This is a genomic window from Bradyrhizobium sp., from assembly GCF_035701725.1.
Lineage (GTDB): Bacteria > Pseudomonadota > Alphaproteobacteria > Rhizobiales > Xanthobacteraceae > Bradyrhizobium.
This window is the reverse complement of record NZ_DASSRP010000195.1, coordinates 1-6,269: the sequence shown is the minus strand read 5'-3', so window position 1 is coordinate 6,269 and position 6,269 is coordinate 1. Positions and strand designations below refer to the sequence as shown.

6 protein-coding genes are annotated in these 6,269 nt (G+C 61.9%); all 6 read right to left on the bottom strand.

From position 1 onward, the window contains the following. Nucleotides 1-307, bottom strand: a 307-nt coding sequence (locus VFL62_RS11345; RefSeq protein WP_325172469.1) for an aminotransferase class I/II-fold pyridoxal phosphate-dependent enzyme, incomplete at its 3' end; no start/stop codon positions are given. A gap of 8 nt (nt 308-315) precedes the next feature. Next, entirely contained in the window at nt 316-651 is a 336-nt protein-coding gene (locus VFL62_RS11340) for a rhodanese-like domain-containing protein (protein WP_325172468.1), read from the bottom strand. Nucleotides 652-775: 124 nt separating this feature from the next. Continuing rightward, entirely contained in the window at nt 776-2,701 is a 1,926-nt protein-coding gene (locus tag VFL62_RS11335; RefSeq protein ID WP_325172467.1) for a potassium transporter Kup, read from the bottom strand. Between the two features lie 123 nt (nt 2,702-2,824). Then, entirely contained in the window at nt 2,825-4,723 is a 1,899-nt protein-coding gene (locus VFL62_RS11330) for a potassium transporter Kup (RefSeq protein ID WP_325172466.1), read from the bottom strand. A gap of 155 nt (nt 4,724-4,878) precedes the next feature. After that, nucleotides 4,879-5,709 carry a flagellar motor protein MotB gene (locus tag VFL62_RS11325; protein WP_325172465.1) on the bottom strand — a complete coding sequence of 277 codons (831 nt, stop codon included), beginning with the start codon at nt 5,707-5,709 and terminating at the stop codon, nt 4,879-4,881. Between the two features lie 30 nt (nt 5,710-5,739). After that, nucleotides 5,740-6,269 (bottom strand): motility protein A (locus VFL62_RS11320; protein WP_325172464.1); only part of this gene is annotated, 530 nt, incomplete at its 5' end.

Sequence of the window (6,269 nt, the reverse complement as noted above, 5' to 3'; positions counted from 1 at the left end):
CCGAGGTCAGCGCTTCGGTGCCGCCCGAAGTCACCATGACCTCGCTCATCGGATCGAGATTGAGGCCGTGCCAGTGCTGGTAGTGAGAGGCGATCGCCTGCCGCAGTTCGGGAATACCCATCATGGAGGGGTATTGGTTGTTGCCGTTCATCACGGCATCCGCGGCGGCCTTGCGGATGTCCTCAGGGCCGGGATCGTCGGGAAAACCCTGCCCGAGGTTGATTGCGTTGTTGTCGCGGGCAGCCTGCGACATCGCCTCAAAGACGGTCACCGGCAGGTCGCCAAAAACCTTGTTCAGGGACGTCATGACAATGGTCAGCCGGGCGAGTTCGTCGGCAAACCAGCGCCCTTCCAGGCCAGCATCCCGCCCGCGAGGTGCTTGTCATAGGCAAGCCCGGCGGCCTGCGCGGCCAACGAGGCGGTGACCGAGCGCTTGCCCGAGCGGCAGGCAAACACGACCTGTTTGCCCTTCGGATCGGGAATGGCATGGGGATCGAAGCTCGACAGCGGAACCACCACGGCCCCGGGATAAGCGTCGACGGCAACCTCATTGGGTTCGCGGACGTCGACCAGAAGATAGCGCCCCTCGGCCATGCCGCGCGAGACCTCTTCAGCCGCCAAATCGTGTACCCGATGACCCTGATCCGTCACTCAAATTCCTCCGCCTGCACGCTTCTTGTCGACAGCAACCTCGGCGACACCGATACGAATGTCAAATCCACCACACAGGCGCGGCGAAAATCAAGCGCCCGCAAGAGCCCCGCCTGCCCCGGCATCAAATCGTGACCTGGGTTCCGACCTCGACCACGCGGCCGCTCGGGATCTGGAAATAGTCCGTGGCGTCGTTGGCGGTACGGCTCAGCGCGATGAAGAGATGATCCTGCCAGCGGGGCATTCCCGAATGCGCGGCGGGTTTCAGCGCACGGCGTGACAGGAAGAACGACGTCGACATGATATCGAATTGCCAGCCGAGCTTGCGCGCGATCGCAAGCGCCTTCGGCACGTTGGGCTGCTCCATAAAGCCGAATTTCAGCGTCACTTTGGTAAAGGTGTTGCCCACCTGCTCCAGTCTTACGCGTTCGGCAGGATCGACGCGCGGGGTCGCGGCGGTCTCGATGGTGAGAATGACGTTCTTCTCGTGCAACACCTTGTAGTGCTTCAGACTATGCATCAGCGCGGTCGGAGCACTGACCGGGTCGCTGGTGAGGAAAACCGCCGTGCCGGGAACGCGCTGGGGCGGCCGTTTTTCCAGCATCGCAACGAGATCGGCGAGCGGAAATTCGAGCTTGCGCGACTTGTCAAATAACAGCCGGCTGCCGCGGCGCCAGGTGTACATCAACAGCATCACCATCGCGCCGAGCGCGAGCGGCACCCAGCCGCCTTCCAGCACCTTGAGCAGATTGGCGGCAAGGAAAGTCAAATCGAGGAACAGGAACGGCGCGATCAGCGCGGCGGCCGCGATCGGCGACCACTTCCACACCCGCCAGATCACGACAAAGCCCATCATTCCCGTGACCACCATGGTGCCGGTCACCGAGATGCCGTAGGCGGATGCCAGAGCGCTTGACGAGCGGAACATCAGAACCAGCAACATCACCGCAATCAGAAGCATCATGTTGATGCGCGGAATATAGATCTGGCCGAAATGCGATTCAGAGGTGTGCCGGATTTCAAATCGCGGCAGCAGCCCGAGTTGAATCGCCTGTTGCGTCAGCGAATAGGCACCGGTGATGACCGCCTGGCTCGCGATCACGGTCGCAATGGTCGCGAGCGCCACCATCGGAATGAGCGCCCAATCCGGAAACATCAGAAAGAACGGGTTCTCGATCGCCTTCGGGTCATGGATAACAAGCGCCGCCTGGCCGAGATAATTCAGCGCCAGCGACGGTAGCACGATGAAGAGCCAAGCCGCCTGAATCGGTTTTTTGCCGAAATGTCCGAGGTCGGCATAGAGCGCTTCTGCGCCCGTGACGGCCAGAAACACCGCGCCGAGCGTGACGAATCCGATCATGCCGTGATGGAGCATGAAGGAAATGGCAAACGCCGGATTAAGCGCCCGAAACACTTCCGGATGCTGCATCACCGGCGTGATCGCCCCGATCGCGATGATGGCAAACCAGATGCACATGATGGGGCCGAAAAAGGCCGCGACGCGAGCGGTTCCGCGCGACTGCGCCGCAAACAGCGCCAGCAGAATGATCACCGTCAGCGGCACCACGTAAGGATCGAGCGCCGCCGTGACGAGCTTGATGCCTTCGATGGCCGAAAGCACCGACAGTGCCGGGGTGATGACGGCATCACCGTAAAACAGCGCGCCCGAGACGATACCGAGCAGCACGATCGTGGCGGCGCCGCGGCTGACTGCGCGCTGGGCAAGCGCCATCAGCGCAAGCGTTCCGCCCTCGCCGTGATTGTCGGCGCGCAGCAGGATGACGACGTATTTCATCGTGACGACGATGATCAGCGCCCACAGGATCAAGGAGACGACACCAAGGACGGCCGCGGGCTCGACGATGCCCGAGGGACCGCTGGCCGCAACCACCGCCTCGCGCAGGGCATAGAGGGGGCTGGTGCCGATATCGCCGTAAACGACGCCGATGCTGCCGATCAGCAGGGCCTTCAAGCTGGCTGTCGAATGGATCTCGCCATGGCCATTGGCCGCCGTCGTTTCCGAGGCGGGAGCTACAACATCACTCGTCATGGGGGTTGGGAGCCTCTACGTGCTTCACTGCGCAATCGCAAAGCGAAGCGGCTTATAGCCCTGCGCTCGAAGCATAGCCTAGCCCTATTTTGGGCCAATGGCATGCAAAAAATGCATGCAGGCCTAGATAGTCACCTGGGTGCCGACTTCAACCACCCGCCCGGTAGGAATCTGGAAGTAATCGGTCGCGTCATTGGCCGAGCGGCTCATCGCGATAAACAGGAGGTCCTGCCAACGGGGCATTCCCGACTGCGCCGAGGGCTTCAATGCGCGGCGAGAAACAAAGAACGACGTCGACATGATGTCGAATTGCCAGCCGAGTTTGCGCGCGATGCCGAGCGCCTTGGGGACGTTGGGCGTCTCCATAAAACCGAACCGAAGCTGGACGGAGGCAAATCTCTCGCTGATGGTTTCCATCCGGAAGCGTTCGGAAGGATCGACCCGAGGTGTCTGGGCCGTCAGAATTGTCAGGATCACATTCTGCTCGTGAAGCACCTTGTTGTGCTTGAGGTTGTGCAACAGCGCCGTCGGCACAAAGCTTGGGTCGCTGGTCAGAAAGACCGCCGTTCCCTTGACGATGTGAGGCGGACGTTTTTCCAGGCTCTTGAGCAGATCGTTCAGCGGTACTTCGATGTTTCTGGTCTTCTGCGCCAGGATCGCGGTACCTCGGCGCCAGGTCCAGATCATGGTCGCCATCGCCGCACCGAACAACAGCGGCACCCACGCCCCTTCGAACAGCTTTGACAGATTGGCGCTGAAGAATGTCGTATCGACGACGACGAGCGGCATGATCAGCGCGGCGGCCGTCGCCGCGCGCCAGTTCCACAATTTCCAGATCACGACGAAACCCATGATGCCGTCGGTAACCATGGTGGTTGAGACGGCGATGCCGTAGGCCGAGGCAAGGCCGCTGGAGGTGCGGAACAGCAGCACCAGCAGCAACACGCCGATCAACAGCAGTCGGTTCACCCGCGGCAGGTAGATCTGGCCGGCATGCGTTTCCGAGGTGTAACGGACCTCGAAGCGCGGCAACAGACCAAGCTGCACCGCCTGCCGCGTCAGCGAATAGGCCCCGGTGATGACCGCCTGGCTGGCAATCACGGTGGCCGCCGTGGCCAGCGCGACCAGCGGCAGCAGCAATACTTCCGGCACCATCCGGTAGAACGAATTCTCAATCGCATCCGGATGGGAGAGCACCAGGGCTCCCTGCCCGAAATAATTGAGAAGCAGCGACGGCAGCACGAAATAGAGCCAGCCTGCCTGGATCGGCTTGCGCCCGAAGTGTCCGAGGTCGGCGTAGAGCGCCTCGCCGCCGGTGACGGCAAGAAACACCGCGCCAAGCGTCACCAGACCGATCGTCCCATGCGAAAGCAGGAATTGCAGGGCGTACCAGGGATTGATCGCCGCCAGCACCGATGGCTCATCGCTGATGTGATAAAGGCCCATCGCCGCGAGCGAGCCGAACCAAACCACCATGACCGGCCCAAAAGCCGAGGCGACGCGTGCCGTGCCGTTCCTCTGAACGGCAAACAGGCCGACCAGGATGAATACGGTCAGCGGCACGACGTAATGTTCGAACGCCGGCGTTGCGAGCTTGAGGCCTTCGACGGCCGACAGCACCGAAATGGCCGGCGTGATCATGGAGTCGCCGATGAACATCGATGCGCCAATCACGCCGAGCGCCAGCAAGATCCAGCTCCTGTGTCCGAGCGCGCGCTGACTGAGCGCCATCAGCGACAGGGTGCCGCCCTCCCCGTTATTGTCGGCGCGCAGCAGTAGCAGCACGTATTTCGCGGTGACGACGATAAACAGCGCCCACAGGATCAGCGACAAGACGCCGAGCACGATGATGCGGCTGACCGGTTGCCCGTGCGCCGCATCGGTGACCGCTTCGCGAAACGCATAGAGCGGCGAAGTCCCGATGTCGCCAAAAACGACACCGATCCCTCCCAGCGTCAGGGCCCAGAAACCGGTCGTGACCGGTCCATCATGGGCCTCCGTCGACGTAACACTGGGGGTCATGATGACAGGGAGGCTCGATCTTTGATTTTGATCTGGACGGCTATCGACGCTTTCCCAGATGGTCTGTCAACGGATTTGGCTAGACCGGCGACGCAAGGCCGCGCCGCTCCGAGCGAAACCTATCGTTTCTCGGAAGCGGTAATATAGTAATAACACTAGGGCTTCAAGCCGGGCGGCAGTGGCGGGTTTTCGCGCATCAGCGTGATCGTCACCCGGCGGTTCGCCGACAGCGAGGGATCGTCCGGAAACAGCGGCTGAGTATCGGCCTTGCCGGACACTGCGAAGATGTGGGCCGCAGGGAGCCCTTCGCGCTCCAGGATCTGGCGCACGGCATTGGCGCGATCGGCCGAGAGGTCGAAGGCGCCGTAGTCGCTTCGGGTCGGAACAAATCCGGCCGAGGTGTGACCGGCGATCGCCACCCTGAGCGGGGTCGCCTTCAAAGGCGCCGCCAGTTTCTGGATCAGCCGGCGCGTCCGTTCAAAGGGCACCTTGGAGCCTTCCGCGAACATCGAGCGTCCGTCCTGGTCGACGATCTCGAGGTTGAGGCCTTCCTTGGTCTCTTCAAACATGATGTGCTTGGAGATCTCGGTCATCTCCGGCATGTCCTGCAACGCCTGCCGCAGCGAAGCTGAGGCGAGGGCAAACTCGCGGTCGATCTTCAACTGCGCCCCGGCAACCTGGTTGCGGTCTTGTTGGTCCGGGGTCGGCGTATTCGAGGCCTCTTCCGGCGAAATGTGTTCGACGTTTTTCAGTTTCGGCCGCGTCGGCAAGCCGTCGGATTCGATGATGCCGGAATAGCGCACATCGGTCTGCACGCCGAAGGCCTCGCGCATCGAACCGGCGACGATCTTGAGCTTGTTGTTGTCCATGGTGGAGAACGCCACGAGCATCACGAAGAAGCTCATCATCAGACCCATCAGGTCCGCGAAGGTCACGAACCAGCCGTGCCCTCCGCCGTGTGCGTCGCCCCTTTTTTTCTTGGCCATGATCGCTGTTCCGAAAGCCGCTCCGCCGAATTAAGCGTGAGCCTCTTCGCCTTCCTCGTGGCGATGTTTTTCCGGCAGGTAAGCCAGCAGCATTTCGCGGACCAGGGTCGGGCTCTTGGAGTCGCGGATCATCAGAATGCCGTCGATGATCAGCGTGCGGTTGGTCTCCTCGTCGAGCAGCTTGCCATGAAGCTTGTCGGCGATCGGCAGACAGAACAGGTTCGCAACCAGCGCGCCGTAGAGCGTGGCGAGCAGCGCGGTCGCCATGAACGGGCCGAGCTTGGAGGGGTCCGTCATGTTCGCGAACATCTGCACCATGCCGATCAGCGTACCGATCATGCCGAAGGCCGGCGCGCAGTCGCCGATCGCGCGGTAGATCTTGCTGCCCTCATCGAGGTGCATCAGGAAGTTGTCGCGGTCGCGCTCCAGATTGTCGCGGATAAACTCCATGTCGTATCCGTCGGCGATGTAGCGGATGCCCTTGGCGAGGAAGGGCTCGTCGGTCTCGACCTTTTCCAGGCCGACCGGGCCCTGCTTGCGGGCGATTTCGGCGATGCGGG